This window comes from Mesorhizobium sp. B2-3-14 (genome assembly GCF_006442175.1).
Taxonomy (GTDB): Bacteria; Pseudomonadota; Alphaproteobacteria; order Rhizobiales; family Rhizobiaceae; genus Mesorhizobium; species Mesorhizobium australicum.
In genome coordinates, this window is sequence record NZ_VFVP01000009.1 from 41,048 (window position 1) to 58,755 (window position 17,708).

The window sequence follows — 17,708 nt, forward strand, 5'->3', positions numbered from 1 at the left end:
TGGCGAAATCAAGGTATGGTCTGGCGCCTGTGCCGGCTCTCGCAACGAGGCATAAAAAAGCCGCCCGCAGCGATGTGCTGCGGGCGGTTGGTGAGGTCAGTCGATCCGTTAGAAGTTGCGCTGGAAGCGGACGATGCCGCCGACGCTGTCCTTCTTGTCGGCCTTGGACCAGTTGCCGTAGATGGATGGATTGCCGAAATTGCCGTAGTGATCCCAGTCGACTTCGGTCGTGACCGTGAAGCCCGGGACGATGGTGTATGCGACGTTCGCGGCGAGAGCATAGTTCTTGTCGTCGTCAGCCGAAGCCTGGACGTTGAACGAGGTCTTCTCGTTGAACTTGTAGGTACCGCCGCCCCAGACGGCCCAGTTGCCGCCCCACGGCTTGTACTGGCTGCGGCCATGTACGTCGATGGCATTGTGTGCGTCGTCTGTGAGGTTGTCGTCGGTGCCGTAGCCGCCCATGATGAACAGCGACAGTTCCTTGCTGACGTTGACATCCAGGCGAACCTTGCCGGCCACTTCCTCGTAGTTGCTGTCATAGGCGACAACACCGGTGATCGCGCCCCAGTCGCCCTTGTACTTCAAGCCGCCGACGACATGCGGAACATAGCTGTCGATGGTGTTGACGCCCGTGCCTTCTTCGAGCGAGACCACGCCCGTGAAGCCGCTGCCAGCGTCGAAATAGTACTGGACGACATTGGTGTCCTTGACGCCGTACGGGATGATCGTGTCCTGGATGACGTTGCCCGCGTAACCGATGAACTGGTCGTATGCAGTTTCATCCTTACCGACGCGCAGGCCACCGAGCTGTATCCAGGCGAAGTTGAGGCTGGTGGTTTTGTTGCCGGCCTGCCAGGAGGTCGAGGAGCTTCCATCATAGTCGCCCGAGGAGTTGCCGAACTGGAAGCGGGTCTCGGTGAAGGTCTTCAACGTGCCGAGTTCGGTTTCCTGGCCGGTATACGTCCTCAGCGTGAAGCGCATGTTCTTGTAGTAGGTGTCGTGGTTTCCACCGTCCATGTGATCGCCAACGTTGTTGACGCCATCCAGCGTGCCGGAATCGCCGACGCCGATGTCATAGCGGAGATAGCCGCCGATGCGCAGGCAGGTCTCGGTGCCCGGGATGTAGAAATAGCCGGCGCCGTAGACGTCGCAGATCTTGACGTATTCGGCCGGTTCCGGTTCGGCGACGACAACCGCGTCCGCGGCGCGCGCGCCGGACACCGCGATCAAAGCCGCGGCTGAGCCGAGAAGGAGGCTCTTGATGTTCATTTTCTGACCTCTCCAGTCAAGTTTGAAAAAATGGCTTCTGAATTGTGGCTGGCGGATATGTTTTCCCGCCTCACCCCCACAATGAAAAAGGCCCGCACCGCGTCCCCTTTTCGCGGCGAACATACCCACCAATCGTCCACCTTCAATGACAATTCCATAAATGCGCTGGATTCTCGCCACAGATTAAATACGTGTTGCACAAATAACACTAATGAGAGCTTGCTTGAATTTAAAATGGCACAAATGAAACATCGTCATATTTTTGTAATAATTAAGTATATCATTCTGCATATACCAGTTTACTCTATGAATTTCGGTCTTTTAAACTCTAAATCTAAAATAAATTGAGAAATTTGTGATTTCTGTCCTCCTATCGCTGTCGGCGCGAAAACAACACCATCAGCAGATCCAGATCACGGCGCGGAAAGCCGGCCTCAGCACGCGTCGCCGCTTCGTTGGCGGCTTGCCAAGAATCTGAGTTGGTCTCGCGCCAATCGCGGGCCGCATGGTGGAGCCGGCGTTTCGCTTTGGCCTGCTTTCCGCCACCCGGGAGCCGTTCGCGGTTCGCGTAAAACCGCGACGTGCTCTACAGCACGTCGCGGCGAATCGGATTCGCCGACCTGCTGTAAGCTTCTGATTTTATGCATGTCGCTGTCCCGGAACCGAGGACTCTTCCGGGCGACATGCATTAGCCTCACGCCCAATGCTTGTGGTCGGCCACCGTGCGATGACGCGCCAGGATTTTTTCGGCCTTAGCGGGGGAACTCCAGCCCCATCTCGCGGTAGCGCTCGGGATCATCGCCCCAGTTCTCGCGCACTTTCACGAACAGGAACAGGTGCACCTTCTGTTCCAGTATGCCTGATATTTCCATCCGCGCGGCCTGCCCGATGGCGCGGATGGTCTCGCCCTTGTGGCCGAGCACGATCTTCTTCTGGCTGTCGCGCTCGACAAAGATGGTCTGGTCGATGCGCACCGAGCCGTCCTTTTTCTCTTCCCATTTCTCCGTTTCGATGTGCGAGGAATAGGGCAGTTCCTGATGCAGCCTGAGATAGAGTTTTTCGCGGGTGATCTCGGCAGCCAGCTGGCGCATCGGCAGGTCCGAAATCTGGTCTTCCGGATAGTACCAGGGGCCGGCCGGCAGCGCGTGCGCCAGATAGTCGAGGAGGTCCTTGCAGCCGGAACCGGTCAGCGCGGAGACCATGAAGGTGCGCTGGAACGGCACTTTCTCGTTCGCTGCCGCAGACAGGGCCAGCAGCGCCTCGTGCTTGACCCGATCGACCTTGTTGAGAATCAGCACCATCGGTTGGCGCACGTCCTTCAGCCGTTCGAGGATGGCATCAGCATCGCCCCTGATGCCGCGCTCGGCATCGATCAGCAGCAGCACGATGTCGGCGTCCTTGGCGCCTCCCCAGGCGGTGGTCACCATCGCGGTGTCGAGCCGCCGCTTGGGCTTGAAGATGCCCGGTGTGTCGACAAAGACGATCTGCGCGTTGTCGTGCGTGGCGATGCCGCGCACGATGGCGCGTGTCGTCTGCACCTTATGGGTGACGATCGAGACCTTGGCGCCGACCAGCTGGTTGACCAGCGTTGACTTGCCCGCGTTAGGCGCGCCGATCAGCGCAACGAAGCCGGAGTGCGTGACGGGAGCGGCTGCAGTGTCTTCTGCGGTCATGCCGCGCTCCCTTTATTGGCCCACACGCCTTCGCGCACGAGAAATGCCGAAGCCGCCGCTTCTTCAGCCGCCCTGCGGGAGCCGCCGGTACCGACGGAAGGTGCAAAGCCGCTAACCTGCAAAGAAATAGTGAAGACCGGCTGATGGTCGGGCCCTTCGCGTTTTTCGATCACATATTCGGGTCGCGCGTCACTCGTCTTGGCAATCCATTCCTGCAAATCGGATTTCGGATTAAGTGGCTTCGTCACAACCGTGCTCGAACGTGGCTCCCAATAACGCAGAACGAACCGCCGCGCGGCGTCGATACCGCCATCGATATAAACTGCCGCGATTAGCGCTTCGACGGCATCAGCCAGATAATTTCCGCCAGAGCCGCGCGATCGCGCCTTCAAGGCGGCGTCGGCTCGAACCAGATTCTCCAGCTGCATCTCGATGCCGACTTCCGAGCATGTCTTTGCATCGACCAGCGCATTGAAACGGGGCGCGATTTCACCTTCCGGTGCATCGGGGAATTTCTCGAAAAGCATATCGGCGACGACAAGACCAAGCACGCGGTCGCCAAGGAATTCAAGACGCTGATTGTTGCTTGCCGCCTTGACCGCGCTGGAATGCGTCAAGGCGGTCTCAAGTAAGCGGATGTCCCTGAAAACATGGCCGGTCCTGGCCATCACCAAACCGGCCAGAGTCTCGCCTGTCGGGCGCTTCAAGGCCATCAGTTGACGAAGTGGAACAGGCGCGAAGCGCGCATCAGCGACGGCCATTTCCAGATTTCGAGCGGGCTAGCCTTGCCGGCGATCGAGAAGAAGACAAGGTTGGCGCGGCCGACCAGGTTCTCGGCCGGAACATAACCGACGGTGAAACGGCTGTCGGCGGAATTGTCCCTGTTGTCGCCCATCATGAAATAGTGGCCGGGGGGCACGTCGAATTCGCGGGTGTTGTCGCCAATCGAGTTCGGCGACAGGTCGAGCGTGTCATAGCTGACACCATCGGGCAGCGTCTCGCGATAGACGTCGATCGGATAATCCTTTTCCGTGATGTCGGGATTGTCGATCTGGCCGGTCTTGACGCGCGGCACGCCAACGCCATTGATGAAGACTTGGCCATCCTTCATCTGGATCTTGTCGCCGGGCAGGCCGATGACGCGCTTGATGTAGTCGACGGACGGATCAGGCGGGAACTTGAACACCACCACGTCGCCACGCTTGGGCTCGGAGCCCCAGATGCGGCCCGAGAAAATGTCCGGTCCAAAAGGCAGCGAATAGCGTGAATAGCCGTAGGACCATTTGGTGACGAACAGATAGTCGCCTTCCAGAAGCGTCGGCCGCATCGAGCCCGACGGGATCGAGAACGGTTGGAACAGCAGCGTGCGAATGACCAGGGCGAGCAAAAGCGCCTGGACGATGACGCTGACGGTTTCGCCAAGCCCGCCGGATTTCTTCTGAGATTTTTCAGCCACGCTCATGTCGTCCTCGATTGTGCGTTGGATGGTATAGAGTCTCGGCGCGCGCTGGGCAACGTCCATGCCGGTCGTCAGATGCAATCAATGTGGCGCTTCTTCGACCGGTAACGCCTCTATGATCACAAAGGCTTGAGCGAGCGGGAAATCATCCGTGATGGTGAGGTGGATCGCCGCCCGATGACCTTGAGGCAGGATCTTTTCCAGCCGCGCCAGCGCCCCGCCGGTCAGCGCCATCGTCGGCGCACCGCTGGGCAGGTTGACGACACCCATGTCACGCCAGAAGACCCCTTGTGCCAGACCAGTGCCCAGTGCCTTGGCGCACGCCTCCTTGGCGGCAAAGCGCTTGGCGTAGGAAGCTGCGCGGGCGCGCCGGTTCTCCGAACGCGCCTGTTCCACCTCGGTGTAGATCCTCTGGATGAAGCGCTGGCCGTGACGCTCCAGCGATTTCTCGATGCGTGTGATGTCGATCAGGTCGCTGCCGATGCCGATGATCATTGGGCGGCGGAACCGACGCTTCCGCCGGGATGAGGCGAATGCTCACGGCGTCTCGCGCGCTCGGCCAGCCGCTTGCGCCGCTGTTCTCGGAAGACATTCATGCCCCAGCGCGTGATGCCGTAGAACACCAGGCCGAACACCAGCCCGAGCGGCACCGCGCCGATCAGCATCGGCTCCAGGACGGGATGCCATAGTTTGGCGAAGGACAGCGTGTGCAGCATCTCGCCCAGATGCGCCGGCGGACCGTGTGTCGGCAGGCGATCGTGCAGGATGAGCTTGCCGGTTTCCCAGGATGCGCCCCACAAGAGCGGAAAAGTCAGCGGATTGCCGAAGAATACGGCTCCCAAAGCGGCGGCCACCAGATTGCCGGCGATCACCCAACACAGAACGGCGGCAATGATGAAGTGGAAACCGACGGGGAAGAACGAAGCAAAGACACCCGCGGCGACGCCGGCCGCCACCGCATGCGGGGTGGCCTTCAGCCGCAGAATGCGCTTGGAGAAATATTGAAGCGAGCGCGAAAACGAACGGCGCGGCCACAGATAGGTACGCACCCGCTCGAAAAGGCCATCAGGCTTGCGGCGACGAAAAAGCACTCTCTTCCTATTCCCGACAGTTCACAGCTTACACGCCGGCTGTTTCCAGCCAGGCTTCGACCGCCACATCTTGCGCTTTACGGTCGCCAGAAGGCAATCGCGACTTTGATATAGCCATCCGCAAGCCCAACAACAACCGAAGGCCGTACGCTCAGCGTCCGCAGCGCCAGATTTTTGGTCAGATCCATCTTCTCCACATCGGACAATCGCGGCGAATTTGAGAAGTGGTTTCGGCTAATTGTCGCAGCCGGATGACCGATATGCGGCCGAGGGTTCCGGCCGGCTTCGACAAGGTCACCATCCGGGGCCGAGACGATATCCTTCCGGCGCGGTGCCTACTTCAGATATTCGCTGACCTCGACCAGATTGTCGTCGGGATCGCGGAAATAGACCGACATCATAGGTCCTCGCGCGCCGATGCGCTCAACCGGACCGACTTCGATGGCAACGCCGTCGGCCGCGAGGCCGGCCTGGATTTCGGCGAGAGGCACCGCCGACACGAGGCAGAAATCGCCAGAACCCAGCGTCGGCGTCCTCGCCTTTGGCTCGAAAGTACGGCCGACTTCGTGCAGGTTGATCTTCTGCGAACCGAACAGAAGCGCTGTCGGCCGGTTCGGCTGATCCAGGCGCCGCATGCCAAGCACGCGCCGGTAGAAGTCGCAGGTCGCTTCAACCGAGCGGACCGTCAGCACGAAATGGTCGATGCCGGCGATCATTTCGACCTCCTCGTCAGATGTTGCGGCTGCCCGGCTTGATGGCCGGGATGGCGGCAAGCTCCGGCGGCAACCTGTCCGGCGGGTAGGCTGGAACTTCATATTCGGCAAGCGCGATCAACGGCACACCGACATGGGTCTTGCCGGCCGAACGGTCGATGATGCAGGCGGCCGCGACCACCTCTGCGCCAACGTCGCGCAGGCAATCAATGGTTTCGCGGATCGACAGACCGGTGGTGACGATGTCCTCGACGATGACGACGCGGGCGCCTCGATCGATCTCGAAGCGGCGCAGGCGGAACTCGCCCCCTTCCCGCTCCACCCAGATCGCCGGCACGCCAAGGTGGCGCGAGGTTTCGTATGCCGGGATCAAGCCGCCGATCGCCGGCCCGACGACATAGTCGATCTTGCCTGGCACGGCGGCGCGGATCTTCTTGGCCAGCGCCTTGCACAGCCGCTCGGTCTTGTCGGCATGCATGAAGACGCGTGCCTTCTGCAGGAAAACTGGACTGCGCAGGCCCGACGTCAGGATAAAATGACCCTCGAGAACAGCGCCAGCCTCACGGAATATGTCCAGCACTTCGTCGGTATTCATCTCGTCCCCCATGGCCGGCTATCGCTAGCCGTTGACGCGCCGCGCATCGCTGACGCTCGAATTGTCCTTGAGCTGCGACAGCAGCCGGTTGAGATGCTTCAGGTCCCAGACTTCGAGATCGATCAGCATTTCGGTGAAATCGGGCGCGGTGCGCACCATCGACAGCGTATGGATGTTGGCGTCGTTGGAGGCAACGACCTGGGCGATATCGGCAAGCGAACCCGGCGCGTTGATGGCGGTGACCGAGACGCGCGCGGGGAACCGTTCCTTGGTGCGCTCGTCGATGTCCCAGCGCACGTCGATCCAGCGCTCCGGCTGATCGTCGAAGGCCTGCAGCGCCGGAGACTGGATCGGGTAGATGGTGATGCCGGTGCCCGGCTGGACGATGCCGACGATACGATCGCCAGGGACCGCGCCTTCCGGCGCGAAGCGCACCGGCAGGTCGCCGCGCACGCCGCGGATCGGCACGGCGCCGGCGCCTGGCTGGTCCTTGTCCTTGCGCGCGGCCCGGCCAGGTATCTGGAACAGCATGCCTGCGGCGTTGCGGATCTTCGACCAGCCCTCCTCGCGCTGCTTGGGCGCTGCCGGCGTGACGCGCTCGTCCTTGTAGTCGGGAAACACCGCCTTCATGACATCGGTTGAGGCCAGTTCGCCGCGCCCCACGGATGCCAGCACATCCTCGATGTCCTTGCGTGCCAGCCTGTGCAGCACGGGCTTCAGGCTTTCCCTGGTGAAGGTCTTGCCGGCTCGTTCGAAGGCACGCTCCAGGATACGCCCGCCAAGGCCAGAATACTGCTTGCGGATCGCATTCTTGGTGGCGCGGCGGATGGCTGCGCGCGCCTTGCCGGTGACGACGACCGATTCCCATGCGGCTGGCGGCACCTGCGCTTTGGAGCGGATGATCTCGACCTCGTCGCCATTCTTCAGTTCCGTCATCAGCGGCATGATGCGGCCATTGACCTTGGCGCCGACGCAGGTGTCGCCGACATCGGTGTGGACCGCATAGGCGAAATCGATCGGCGTGGCGCCGCGCGGCAAGGCAATCAGCATGCCTTTCGGCGTGAAGCAGAACACCTGGTCCTGGAACAGCTCCAGCTTGGTGTTCTCGAGAAAATCCTCGGGATTGTCGCCCTCGGCCAACTGCTCGATGGTACGGCGCAGCCAAGCGTAGGCGTTGGTCTCCTTCGAGATCGCATGGCCGGCGCCGTTCGTCTTGCCGCCGGTGTCCTTGTAGATCGAATGGGCGGCGACGCCGTATTCGGCGATCTTGTTCATCTCGCGGGTGCGGATCTGCAGTTCGACGCGCTGGCGCGAAGGCCCGACGATGGTGGTGTGGATCGAACGGTAGTCGTTCTGCTTCGGGGTCGAGATGTAATCCTTGAAACGGCCGGGCACCATCGACCAAGTGGTGTGGATGGCACCCAGCGCGCGATAGCAGTCCTCGACGCTGTCAACGACAACACGGAAGCCAAAAATGTCGGACAGCTGCTCGAAGGACAGCGCCTTGGCCTCCATCTTGCGGAACACCGACCATGGCTTCTTCTGCCGGCTCTTCACGCCGGCGTTGATGGCGTGCTTTTCAAACAGGGCCGACAGCGCCTTTTCAATGTCGGTCAGCACGCCCTTGTTGCGCTCGAATATCTCGGCGAGCCGCGCGGTGACGGCCCGGTAGGCTTCCGGATTGATGAAGCGGAAGGCGATCTCTTCCAGCTCCTCGCGCATGCCTTGCATGCCCATGCGCCCGGCCAGCGGCGCGTAGATATCCATCGTCTCCTCGGCGATGCGCAGGCGTTTGGCCTCGGGCATGTGATCGAGGGTGCGCATGTTGTGCAAACGGTCGGCGAGCTTGACCAGCAGCACGCGAACATCTTCCGAGATCGCCAGCAAAAGCTTGCGCAGGTTCTCCGCCTGCTCGGCCTTCTTGGAGACGAGGTCGAGCTTCTTGAGCTTGGTCAGGCCCTCGACCAGCTTGCCCATTTCGGGGCCGAACAGATCGTCGATCTCGGCCCGCGTCGCCGTCGTGTCCTCGATGGTGTCGTGCAGCAGTGCGACGGCGATGGTCGCCTCGTCCATGTGCATCTCGGTGAGGATGGCGGCGACTTCGAGCGGATGCGAGAAATAGGGATCGCCGGAAGCGCGCTTCTGGTGGCCATGCTTCTGCATGGCGTAGACATAGGCCTTGTTGAGCAACGCCTCGTTGACGTCAGGCTTGTAGCGCTGGACGCGCTCGACAAGCTCATACTGACGCATCATGGGCTAAATCTCTCGGCGATGAAATGAATCATGCGCCGCACTGTCGTACGGCGCATGCCGGTACCAACTGTCGCAAATACCAGATTCACGCATTATGCCAAGTGCGGCCAAAGCTGCATTCTGGTATTTGCGACAGTTGGTACTAGATAGCCACGAAACCGCCGGGACGGAAGTGCCGGAAGATTGTTCCAGCGACCGCCGGAACGGAGGGCTTAGTAGTCGTCGCTCTTTTCCGGGGGCACCAGGCCTTCGATGCCAGCCAGGAGATCTTCCTCGGTCATCCGGTCGAAGGTGACGTTCTCCTCGGCGTCGTCGGCTTCGGCGGCCGCAACAGCGCCGCCGGTCTGATCGGCGATCACTTCGCCATCGGCTTCGGGCTCGTCGACCTCGACATGCTTCTGCAGCGAATGGATCAGATCTTCCTTGAGATCATCGGGCGACAGCGTCTCGTCGGCGATCTCGCGCAGTGCGATGACGGGGTTCTTGTCGTTGTCGCGCGGGACGGTGATCTGCGCGCCCTGGCTGATCTGACGGGCGCGGTGGCCGGCCAGAAGCACCAGCTCGAAGCGGTTGTCGACCTTGTCGATGCAATCTTCAACGGTTACGCGGGCCATGGACTGCCCCTTTCATGCCTGGATTTAATGGAAAACAGGCGCGGTCCATAACCCGAACGGCGCCAAAATACAAGCATCATGGCAATGCGGGCCCACAGGGCACTCAATCTCAATATCGAACTCCCGATCTAGCAAAGCAGCCGGGTCCAGGGTTCGGCGCCACGATCACAATTGCTTGCAGTGCGCCACATGCCCTTGGATTGCCACCAAACTGGCGTTATCTCGATTGGTCCAAGGTCGGCCGGTTATTAGAGCCTGACGGATAGTCGCTACCGCATTTCGTTTAGACGGCCGTTTTTTTCGAAAAGGATTATTTCCATGTTCGACCCTCGTGAAAAAATCGCCCTGTTCATCGACGGCGCCAATCTCTACGCCACATCGCGCGCGCTTGGGTTCGACATCGACTATCGCAAGCTCCTGGCGAGCTTCCACAAGCGCGGTTACCTGTTGCGCGCCTATTATTACACCGCGCTGGTCGAGGACCAGGAATACTCCTCGATCCGGCCGCTGATCGACTGGCTCGACTATAACGGCTTCAAGGTGGTCACCAAGCCGGCCAAGGAATTCACCGACTCGACCGGCCGCCGCAAGATCAAGGGCAATATGGACATCGAGCTCACCGTCGATGCGCTGGAACTCGCCGATGTCGTCGACCACTATGTCATATTCTCCGGAGACGGCGATTTCCGCACGCTGGTCGAAGCGCTGCAACGGCGTGGCCGCAAGGTGTCGGTAGTCTCGACCATGGCCTCGCAACCTCCGATGATCTCAGACGACCTGCGCCGGCAGGCCGACCATTTCATCGACCTGGCGACGCTGAAAAACGAAGTCGGCCGCGACCCCTCCGAACGACCGGCACGGCGGCCCGAACCGGCTGAAGTGGACGAGGACGACTACTGAGGCCGGTCGACTTGACCGCCCCTTCACTTTCTGAACCCAGCCGCGATTGCCCGCTCTGCCCGCGGCTGCATGATTTCATCGCCGAATGGCGGCAGCGCGAGCCGTCATGGTTCAACGCGCCGGTGCCAACCTTCCTGCCACTGGGCGGCGAAGATACCGTCCAGCTTCTGATCGTCGGTCTGGCGCCTGGCCTGCGCGGCGCCAACCGCACCGGGCGCCCCTTTACCGGCGACTATGCCGGCGACCTGCTCTATTCGACACTGATTGCCCACAACTTCGCACGCGGCGAGTTCAAGGCGCGGCCCGATGATGGGCTGGAACTCGTCGGCACGGCGATCACCAACGCGGTGCGCTGCGTGCCGCCGGAGAACAAGCCGGTTGGTGCCGAGATCGCCACCTGCCGGACATTCCTGGTGCCGACGATCGCTCGCTTTCCCAACCTGCGCGCCGTGCTGGCGCTGGGATCGATCGCGCACCAGTCGACCGTGCGGGCACTGGGCGGGCGCGTCGCCGCCTATCCGTTCAAACATGGCGGCCAGTTGGAAGCCGGCGGCATCATGCTGTTTTCGAGCTACCATTGTTCGCGCTACAACACCAATACCGGTGTGTTGACCGAAGACATGTTCGTCAGGGTGTTTGGCGAGATCGCGGCATTCCTGAAGAACTGAGCTCTCGGATACCGTGCGGTCCGCGGTGCCTGCTCACACCGGCAGCAAGGCATCCGGCTTCACGTCGCCGATCGAGGCATAGGTATGTGTCTCCTTCACCCCGGGCAGCGGCAGGATGACGCGTTTGAGAAAGTCCTGATAGTCGGCCATCTCGGCAATGCGGGCCTTCACGAGATAGTCGAAGCCGCCGACGACCATATGGCATTCCAGAACCTCGGGCGCCTTTGCCACCGCCTCGGCGAAGCGGTCAAAGATATGCGGGGCCGCGTGATCGAGCCGCACCTCGATGAAGACAAGCATGCCGCGGCCAATCTTTGCCGGATTGAGCACCGCCCTGACGGCGGTGATGAACCCGTCGCGAAACAGGCGTTTCACGCGCTGGCTGGCGCCGGTTGGTGACAGGCCGACGCGCGCTGCCAGGTCGAGCGTGGTACGGCGTCCATCTTCCTGCAGCAGTCGCAGAAGACTGCGGTCGACGGCGTCCAGGTCGACTGGTTCAGGATTCACGTTCAAGCCCTCCTATTTGCGTGAATTACACTTCAAACTGTAAAAAACAGCGTATTTTGTCGCGACCATTTCGACCATAGGCTGCGCTTCATCGCAAGGTCGGGGCTGTCTCCTCCTGGCGGCATGAACATGCGGCGGAACTGACATGGCGGACGGACGAGACACGGGAGACACAAGACTGGCGGTGATCGCCGGCCTTGTCATGATCGCCATCTATGCGGCGCAGTTCGTCGCCGCCCGCTTCAGCCTCAGGGAGCATCTGACGGCCACCGACATGGCCAGCCTGCGCTTTGCAGGTGCCGGTGCGGTGTTCCTGCCGATCGTCTGGAGACGCGGCCTGGCGACCATGAAGGCGCTGGGCTGGCGGCGTGGACTGACGTTGGCTGCACTGGCCGGATTGCCCTATCCGCTGATCATCAACTGGGGTCTAACCCACGCGCCCGCCGCCCATGCCGCGGCGCTCTGCCCGGCCTCGATCGTGTTCTTCTCGTTCCTGTTGTCGCTGTTCAGGGAAAGCGCGTCGCGTCGGCGGATCATCGGCGTCGTTACGATCATCGCCGGCTTGTTGCTGTTCATAGCGCCGGCGCGCACCGGCGCCAGCGATGTCCTGTTCGGGGACCTGCTGTTTATCGGATCGGGCGCGATGTTTTCCACATATGCCGTTCTTGTGCAGCGATGGCGTGTCGACCCGGTCACGGCGACCGCGAGCGTCGTGCTTTTGTCCTGCCTGCCGCTGCCACTTCTTTATGTCTTGGCGCCAAGCGGCCTCCATGCCGCCGCAGGCGCCGAAATCGCCAGCCAGATCGTCATTCAAGGTCTTCTCGCGGGCGCTGCCGCAATGTTCCTCTACACTTACATTGTCGACCGATTGGGCTCACAGGCTGCATCATTGTTCCTGCCGGGTGTGCCGGTCGCCACCGTGATGGTCGGCATGGTCGTGCTTGGCGAGACCCCGCTGGCTATCCAATGCGTGGCCATCGCCATCATGGCCGCCGGGATGGGTTATTCGGCGATGGGTCGACGCAGCACCAGGGAAAATCTGGCTGTCTCGACATCAGCTGGATCGTGAATGGTTTCAGGGGCATGGCAGGCTGCCGAAGAACGGGACCGGCATCGGATCGGGCCTGTTCATCAAGGTGTGGAGGCGAGCAGCGCCGCCAACTTCTCCGGCCCGCCCTGCAAAACGTTCAGATCGACGTCCCCCTCGATGCCGTTCACGCGCCCCTTGTTGTGGTACTGCCAGTAGATCCAGTCACGACGGTCCGGTTCCATGAGCAGTGAGCGTAGCCAGAGTGGGCGAGCGGCGATTTGCCCGGCATAAGCGGCCTCGGCTTCATCCGTAAGATAGACGATCGCCGGCTTGCCGAATGCCGCCTCGACAAGTCCGAGGAAGGCCTGGAGTTCGGCATTCAACTGTTCGGGCGACGGACGCCGCGGACAGTTGCCGCCGAACTCGATGTCGACCACGGGCGGCAGCAGCGGCTGATCGTGCGGCACCACCGAGATGAAATTCCTCGCCTGGTCGGCGCCCGGCCGGCAGAAGGTGAAGAAATGATAGGCGCCGACGGCGAGGCCGGCGGCGCGGGCCTCGCGCAGATTGCCGGCGAAGGCGTCGTCGACATGGTCGCCGCCTTCAGTCGCCTTGATGACGACGAAAGCCACATCATCGGCGGCAACACGCCGCCAGTCGATCCGGCCCTGATGATGGGAGACGTCGATGCCCCTGACCGGATATCGGTCGCGGTCGGGAGAGTAGGTGCGGAAATTGGCCACTCCTCCCACAGCAATGACACATGCCAGGGCAAGACTGGCCGCGCCCCAGAGAACAATCCGCTTCTTCAAGACCACCCCTGTTGGACTTGCCGGTTGTTCGGCGTTGAAAACCCGACCGTTGGCTTTCCAGGCTATCTCCCGATCACCCGCGCTCCTTCAGCAGCCGGCCTTTTTCGCGCGACCAGTCGCGTTGCTTTTCGGTCTCGCGCTTGTCGTGCAGTTTCTTGCCGCGGCCGACGGCAAGCAGCAGCTTGGCGCGTCCCTGGTCGTTGAAATAGATTTTCAGCGGCACCAGGGTCATGCCTTCGCGGTCCACGCTCTGCGACAGCTTGGCCATTTCGCGCTTGTTGAGCAGCAGTTTGCGGCGGCGGCGCGGCTCGTGGTTGAAGCGGTTGGCCTGCAGATATTCGGGCAGATAGGAATTGATCAGCCAGATCTCGCCGCCTTCGACCGAGGCATAGCTGTCCTGGATGTTGGCCTGGCCCTGACGCAGCGACTTGACCTCGGTTCCGGTCAGCACAAGGCCGGCCTCGATCGTGTCGAGCACCTCATAGGAAAACCGCGCCTTGCGGTTTTCGGCAACGGTCTTGTTGTTGGGATCGGCTTTTCTGACTTGGTTCATGAGGTCTAGAGTCCGTTTCGAAACTCGCTCCCGCGAGTCAGATGATGGTGCTACCGAGAACCGGAGCGGAGCGTACATATAGTACGGGAACACCGGAAGCGCAGGTGGCGCCTTCAGATGACCGCGGGAGCAGACTTCCCAAACGGGCTCGCTAATTGATCAAGCCGGCGTGCTTCATGGCCGCATCGATCCTCTCGGCCGTTGCCGGCTCGACAGTCACCAGCGGCGAACGCAGCACGTTCTCGACCTTGCCCAGCTTCGACAGTGCATATTTCGCGCCGGATACGCCGGGCTCGATGAAGATCGCCTTGTGCAGCGGCAAGAGACGGTCCTGCAGCTCCAGCGCCTTCGCACTGTCGCCCGAAAGCGTTGCTTCCTGGAATTCGGCGCAGAGCCGTGGCGCGACGTTCGAGGTCACCGAGATGCAGCCGACACCACCATGCGCGTTGAAACCGAGCGCGGAAGCGTCCTCACCCGAAAGCTGGATAAAATCCTTGCCACAGGTCATGCGCTGCTCCGACACGCGCTCGACCTTGCCGGTGGCGTCCTTGACGCCGACGATGTTCTTGAAGTCTTGCGCCAGCCGGCCCATCGTCTCCGGCATCATGTCGATGACCGAGCGCGGCGGGATGTTGTAGATGATGATCGGCAGCTTGGTCGCCCGGGCGACAGCGGCGAAATGCTCGTAGAGGCCGCGCTGTGTCGGCTTGTTGTAATAGGGCGTTACGACCAGGGCAGCATCGGCGCCGGCCTTTTCGGCATACTGCACGAGCCCGACGGCTTCCTCGGTGTTGTTGGAGCCGGCGCCGGCAACCACCGGGGCGCGGCCCTTGGCCACCTCGATGCAGACCTTGACGACGTGGCGATGCTCGTCATGCGACAGCGTAGGCGACTCGCCCGTTGTGCCGACAGGAACCAGGCCTGTCGTGCCCTCGCCAAGCTGCCAGTCGACGAACGCGCGAAAGGCTTTCTCGTCGAAACGCCCGCTCTTTTCGAACGGTGTCACGAGCGCGGTAAGCGAGCCTCTCAGCATGTCGTCCAACTCCTTGGGACTTCTCGGTTCACGCATGTCGCTGTCCCAAAACCGGTATCCACTTTTGGGCGCCATGCACTTTGTTGGTTATGCATGTCGTTACCCCCAAAACCGGTATCCACTTTTGGGCGCCATGCACTTTGTTGGTTATGCATGTCGTTACCCCAAAACCGGTATCCACTTTTGGGCGCCATGCGTCGGTGTTTCGTGGTGCGCGCCTTCTAACCGAAAGCGAAGCCGCGCACCATAGTCTCGACATTGTTGCGCGGCAAGCATTGCCATGGTGCCAGCAAGCGTAATTCGAACGGCCTCGATAACCCTTTGTTTACGAGCCCTTCACGACCTAAGTTTAGGCTTCAAGGCTTCTTCGCCCGCTGGTAAAATGCTGGATTAAGGAAAGACACGCGATCATGCCGACCAGTCGGCCCCATCTCTTCGCGCTGCTTGGCGCCGTCGCCGCGCTGATGCCCGGCGTGGCGATCAGCGGCAGCGTCGATGTGCGGGTCACCTCGGCCATCCCGGTGCCCGGTGTACAGGACAAGGCGCAACAGGCCCCCTCACCCAGCGTCGCGCGGTTGAAAAGTGGGCTGGATGCGCTGGCGGCCGGCGATATTGCCGGCGCGCGCGGCGTGCGTGATGCACTGCCCGCACAATCGCTCGACCAGCACGTATTGGCCTGGGCGATCGCGCTTTACGGCGGAGACAAGGTTCCGAGCGGCGACATCGCGGCGGCCGCGAAGATGCTGCCCAACTGGCCGGGCACCGTTGCCTTGCGCAAGAACAGCGAGCGCGCGCTCTACCGCGAAAACCCGGCGGCGGATGTCGTCGTCAAGGCATTCGACGGCAGCCAGCCGCAGACATTCGAAGGCGTGATGGTTCTCGCGCGCGCCTATGTGTCGTCCGGCAACGCCAAGGCGGCGCGATCGGTGCTGTCGCCGTTCTGGCGCACCGCGATCCTGGAAGCCAAGGACGAGACGGCTCTGATCAAGGAGTTCGGCAGCCTTGTTCCTGCCGCCGATCACCGTTTTCGCATGGAGCGCATGTTCTATGCCGACCGGGTGAATTCCGCCTTGCGTGTCGCCGGCCTCGCCGGCGCCCAGCAGCTTGCCGACGCCTGGGCGGCGGCCGACAGGGGCGACAAGAATGCCGCCAAACTGCTGAAGGCCGTGCCGGCGGCGCAGCGTTCGGCCGGCTATTTCTTCGCGCAGGCCGAGTATCTGCGCAAGCAGCAGGATTTTGCGGGCGCCGCGGCGGTTGTCATGAAGGCGCCGGCGGACCGTGACTCCCTGGTCGATCCGGATGCCTGGTGGGTCGAACGCCGGGTGCTGTCGCGCGAACTGGTCGACCAGGGCGACATGAAGACGGCATACAAGATGGTCGCCACGCATGCCGCCGAAAGCGCGGCCAATGCGGCGGAAGCCGAGTTCCATGCCGGCTGGTACGCGCTGCGTGGCCTGAACGATCCCAAGCTCGCGGCGACGCATTTCGCGCGCATCGCCGACCTTGCCCAGGGACCGATGACCCTGTCGCGCGCCTATTACTGGCTCGGCCGCGCGGCGGAAGTCGGAGGCCCCGGCAATGCCAAGGATTATTTTGGACGTGCGGCGACCTACGGCACCACGTTTTACGGCCAGCTCGCCGCCGAACGTGTCGGCCGGCAGGCGCTCAACATCGTCTATCCCCAGCCAAGTGCCGCCGACCGGCGGAGCTTTGCCGGCCGCGAGGCCGTCTCCGCCATCAAGCGCCTGCAGGAGGCGGGCTACGACCGCTATGCCGAAACGCTCTACCGCGACCTTGCCGGGCAGTTGACCAGCCCGGGTGAACTGGCGCTGCTCGCCGTCCTGGCGGAAAAGCAGGACAACCATTTCATGGCGCTGAAAATCGGCAAGATCGCCGGAGCGCGGGGCATCGACGTCGGAGCGCTGTCGCATCCGCTCGGCGTCATCCCCGATTCGGCCAATATTTCCGGTTCCGGCAAGGCGCTGGCCTACGCGATCGCCCGCCAGGAAAGCGAATTCAATATCGGCGCCATATCCAGTGCCGGCGCGCGCGGGCTGCTGCAGCTGATGCCGGCAACCGCCAGGCAATTGGCGAAGAAGGCCGGATTGCAGTTTTCGCAGAACAGGCTGACAACCGACGCCGCCTATAATGCAACGCTTGGTTCGGCCTTCCTCGGCGAACAGCTCGATCGCTTCAACGGCTCGTACGTATTGACCTTCGCGGGCTACAATGCCGGCCCGGCCCGGGCCGGCCAGTGGGTGACGAAATATGGTGACCCACGCGGCAAGGACATCGATGCGGTGGTGGACTGGATCGAACGGATTCCCTACACGGAAACAAGAAGTTACGTGCAGCGCGTGATGGAGAATTACGAGGTCTACAAGATGCGTATCTCCGGCAAGTACGACATCGTCGGCGATCTCGTGAACGGGCGGAGTTGAAGTTTTTGCCCTTCCTTCGTGAGGAGAAGGAGAAGCCTTTCCCATTTGACCCTCCTGCGCTCCGTCTATAGCAGACGTGGACGATCCCTTCGGCTAA

At 61.8% G+C, this 17,708-nt stretch carries 18 protein-coding genes; 4 read left to right on the forward strand and 14 right to left on the reverse strand.

Translation table 11 applies throughout. The features are described 5' to 3' along the window. Window positions 1-108: 108 nt before the first annotated feature. The 10 genes from FJ950_RS21705 to rpoZ form a co-directional block, all read right to left on the reverse strand. Window positions 109-1,269 (reverse strand): porin, encoded by a 1,161-nt coding sequence (locus FJ950_RS21705; RefSeq protein ID WP_140618485.1) that lies wholly within the window; start codon window positions 1,267-1,269, stop codon window positions 109-111. 752 nt (window positions 1,270-2,021) lie between these two features. Further along, window positions 2,022-2,942 carry a GTPase Era gene (gene era, locus FJ950_RS21710; protein WP_140618487.1) on the reverse strand — a complete coding sequence of 307 codons (921 nt, stop codon included), beginning with the start codon at window positions 2,940-2,942 and terminating at the stop codon, window positions 2,022-2,024. Beyond that, on the reverse strand, window positions 2,939-3,655 hold the full coding sequence (gene rnc, locus FJ950_RS21715; RefSeq protein ID WP_140618724.1) for a ribonuclease III: 717 nt from the start codon (window positions 3,653-3,655) through the stop codon (window positions 2,939-2,941). Before rnc ends, era begins: the two co-directional genes overlap by 4 nt. Further along, complete coding sequence (lepB, locus tag FJ950_RS21720) at window positions 3,655-4,404, reverse strand: signal peptidase I (protein WP_027144187.1); 750 nt, start codon at window positions 4,402-4,404, stop codon at window positions 3,655-3,657. Before lepB ends, rnc begins: the two co-directional genes overlap by 1 nt. A gap of 78 nt (window positions 4,405-4,482) precedes the next feature. Further along, the gene (acpS, locus tag FJ950_RS21725) at window positions 4,483-4,896 is read right to left on the reverse strand and encodes a holo-ACP synthase (protein WP_015318576.1); all 414 of its coding nucleotides are present in this window, start codon (window positions 4,894-4,896) and stop codon (window positions 4,483-4,485) included. Further along, window positions 4,893-5,492 carry a DUF2062 domain-containing protein gene (locus tag FJ950_RS21730; RefSeq protein WP_015318577.1) on the reverse strand — a complete coding sequence of 200 codons (600 nt, stop codon included), beginning with the start codon at window positions 5,490-5,492 and terminating at the stop codon, window positions 4,893-4,895. Before FJ950_RS21730 ends, acpS begins: the two co-directional genes overlap by 4 nt. Window positions 5,493-5,827: 335 nt before the next feature. Next, complete coding sequence (locus tag FJ950_RS21735) at window positions 5,828-6,208, reverse strand: VOC family protein (RefSeq protein WP_140618489.1); 381 nt, start codon at window positions 6,206-6,208, stop codon at window positions 5,828-5,830. Window positions 6,209-6,221: 13 nt separating this feature from the next. Then, window positions 6,222-6,800: an orotate phosphoribosyltransferase gene (pyrE, locus tag FJ950_RS21740; RefSeq protein WP_023771628.1), complete on the reverse strand. Its 579-nt coding sequence runs from the start codon at window positions 6,798-6,800 to the stop codon at window positions 6,222-6,224. 24 nt (window positions 6,801-6,824) lie between these two features. Then, the gene (locus FJ950_RS21745) at window positions 6,825-9,053 is read right to left on the reverse strand and encodes a bifunctional (p)ppGpp synthetase/guanosine-3',5'-bis(diphosphate) 3'-pyrophosphohydrolase (protein ID WP_140618490.1); all 2,229 of its coding nucleotides are present in this window, start codon (window positions 9,051-9,053) and stop codon (window positions 6,825-6,827) included. A 212-nt stretch (window positions 9,054-9,265) separates the two neighbouring features. Continuing rightward, complete coding sequence (gene rpoZ / locus FJ950_RS21750) at window positions 9,266-9,667, reverse strand: DNA-directed RNA polymerase subunit omega (protein ID WP_015318581.1); 402 nt, start codon at window positions 9,665-9,667, stop codon at window positions 9,266-9,268. 318 nt (window positions 9,668-9,985) lie between these two features. Between rpoZ and FJ950_RS21755 the strand changes: the two genes are divergently transcribed. Then, window positions 9,986-10,567: an NYN domain-containing protein gene (locus tag FJ950_RS21755; RefSeq protein ID WP_140618492.1), complete on the forward strand. Its 582-nt coding sequence runs from the start codon at window positions 9,986-9,988 to the stop codon at window positions 10,565-10,567. An 11-nt stretch (window positions 10,568-10,578) separates the two neighbouring features. After that, entirely contained in the window at window positions 10,579-11,235 is a 657-nt protein-coding gene (locus FJ950_RS21760; protein ID WP_140618494.1) for a uracil-DNA glycosylase, read from the forward strand. A gap of 33 nt (window positions 11,236-11,268) precedes the next feature. Here the strand turns inward: FJ950_RS21760 and FJ950_RS21765 are convergent, their stop codons facing one another. Beyond that, window positions 11,269-11,742, reverse strand: coding sequence for an Lrp/AsnC ligand binding domain-containing protein (locus FJ950_RS21765; RefSeq protein WP_015318584.1), 474 nt, complete (start codon window positions 11,740-11,742; stop codon window positions 11,269-11,271). A 145-nt stretch (window positions 11,743-11,887) separates the two neighbouring features. Here FJ950_RS21765 and FJ950_RS21770 point away from each other — a divergent pair, with 145 nt between their 5' ends. Continuing rightward, entirely contained in the window at window positions 11,888-12,811 is a 924-nt protein-coding gene (locus FJ950_RS21770) for a DMT family transporter (RefSeq protein WP_140618496.1), read from the forward strand. A gap of 62 nt (window positions 12,812-12,873) precedes the next feature. Here the strand turns inward: FJ950_RS21770 and FJ950_RS21775 are convergent, their stop codons facing one another. The 3 genes from FJ950_RS21775 to dapA all read right to left on the reverse strand — a co-directional run bounded on the left by FJ950_RS21775 (window position 12,874) and on the right by dapA (window position 15,170). Then, window positions 12,874-13,584, reverse strand: coding sequence for a GH25 family lysozyme (locus FJ950_RS21775; RefSeq protein WP_140618498.1), 711 nt, complete (start codon window positions 13,582-13,584; stop codon window positions 12,874-12,876). Between the two features lie 73 nt (window positions 13,585-13,657). After that, window positions 13,658-14,137 (reverse strand): SsrA-binding protein SmpB, encoded by a 480-nt coding sequence (gene smpB, locus FJ950_RS21780; RefSeq protein WP_006202221.1) that lies wholly within the window; start codon window positions 14,135-14,137, stop codon window positions 13,658-13,660. Between the two features lie 151 nt (window positions 14,138-14,288). After that, window positions 14,289-15,170 (reverse strand): 4-hydroxy-tetrahydrodipicolinate synthase, encoded by an 882-nt coding sequence (gene dapA, locus FJ950_RS21785; protein WP_140618726.1) that lies wholly within the window; start codon window positions 15,168-15,170, stop codon window positions 14,289-14,291. Window positions 15,171-15,580: 410 nt separating this feature from the next. Between dapA and FJ950_RS21790 the strand changes: the two genes are divergently transcribed. Then, window positions 15,581-17,611, forward strand: coding sequence for a lytic transglycosylase domain-containing protein (locus FJ950_RS21790; RefSeq protein ID WP_140618499.1), 2,031 nt, complete (start codon window positions 15,581-15,583; stop codon window positions 17,609-17,611). Window positions 17,612-17,708: the final 97 nt, after the last annotated feature.

Coding starts and splice junctions, on each gene's coding strand:
- smpB (WP_006202221.1), bottom strand. CDS start 14,137: ATGAACCAAGTCAGAAAAGCCGATCCCAACAACAAGACCGTTGCCGAA.
- FJ950_RS21790 (WP_140618499.1), top strand. CDS start 15,581: ATGCCGACCAGTCGGCCCCATCTCTTCGCGCTGCTTGGCGCCGTCGCC.
- rnc (WP_140618724.1), bottom strand. CDS start 3,655: ATGGCCTTGAAGCGCCCGACAGGCGAGACTCTGGCCGGTTTGGTGATG.
- era (WP_140618487.1), bottom strand. CDS start 2,942: ATGACCGCAGAAGACACTGCAGCCGCTCCCGTCACGCACTCCGGCTTC.
- pyrE (WP_023771628.1), bottom strand. CDS start 6,800: ATGAATACCGACGAAGTGCTGGACATATTCCGTGAGGCTGGCGCTGTT.
- dapA (WP_140618726.1), bottom strand. CDS start 15,170: ATGCTGAGAGGCTCGCTTACCGCGCTCGTGACACCGTTCGAAAAGAGC.
- rpoZ (WP_015318581.1), bottom strand. CDS start 9,667: ATGGCCCGCGTAACCGTTGAAGATTGCATCGACAAGGTCGACAACCGC.
- FJ950_RS21705 (WP_140618485.1), bottom strand. CDS start 1,269: ATGAACATCAAGAGCCTCCTTCTCGGCTCAGCCGCGGCTTTGATCGCG.
- lepB (WP_027144187.1), bottom strand. CDS start 4,404: ATGAGCGTGGCTGAAAAATCTCAGAAGAAATCCGGCGGGCTTGGCGAA.
- FJ950_RS21745 (WP_140618490.1), bottom strand. CDS start 9,053: ATGATGCGTCAGTATGAGCTTGTCGAGCGCGTCCAGCGCTACAAGCCT.
- FJ950_RS21770 (WP_140618496.1), top strand. CDS start 11,888: ATGGCGGACGGACGAGACACGGGAGACACAAGACTGGCGGTGATCGCC.
- acpS (WP_015318576.1), bottom strand. CDS start 4,896: ATGATCATCGGCATCGGCAGCGACCTGATCGACATCACACGCATCGAG.
- FJ950_RS21755 (WP_140618492.1), top strand. CDS start 9,986: ATGTTCGACCCTCGTGAAAAAATCGCCCTGTTCATCGACGGCGCCAAT.
- FJ950_RS21735 (WP_140618489.1), bottom strand. CDS start 6,208: ATGATCGCCGGCATCGACCATTTCGTGCTGACGGTCCGCTCGGTTGAA.